Annotated in this window: 1 rRNA gene; it reads right to left on the bottom strand. The window is 49.8% G+C overall.

Going from position 1 to position 456, the window contains the following annotated elements:
* Positions 1-380: ribosomal RNA gene (locus VA602_RS00515) — 23S ribosomal RNA — on the bottom strand; the annotation flags it as partial.
* Positions 381-456 lie beyond the last annotated feature (76 nt).

Genomic DNA, 456 nt, shown 5'->3' with positions numbered 1-456 from the left:
TCTCGTGCTCCGTCCTACTCGATTTCACTGGCAAGAGATTTTCGTGTACGGGGCTATCACCCACTATGGCCGCACTTTCCAGAGCGTTCCACTAATCTCAAACCAGCTTAAGGGCTGGTCCCCGTTCGCTCGCCACTACTAAGGGACTCTCGGTTGATTTCTTTTCCTCAGGGTACTTAGATGTTTCAGTTCCCCTGGTTCGCCTCTTGCACCTATGGATTCAGTACAAGATACTCAGCTTATGCTGAGTGGGTTCCCCCATTCAGAGATCTCTGGATCACAGTCTGTTTGCCGACTCCCCAAAGCTTATCGCAGGCTACCACGTCTTTCATCGCCTCTGACTGCCAAGGCATCCACCGTATGCGCTTCTTCACTTGACCATATAACCCCAAGCAATCTGGTTATACTGTGAAGACGACATTCGCCGAAAATTCGTGAGAACTCACAAATTTTACC

The sequence above is a fragment of the Pseudomonas machongensis genome (assembly GCF_034961125.1).
Classification (GTDB): domain Bacteria; phylum Pseudomonadota; class Gammaproteobacteria; order Pseudomonadales; family Pseudomonadaceae; genus Aquipseudomonas; species Aquipseudomonas machongensis.
The sequence above is the reverse complement of the archived record's forward strand: the minus strand, read 5'-3'. Positions and strand labels throughout refer to the sequence as shown.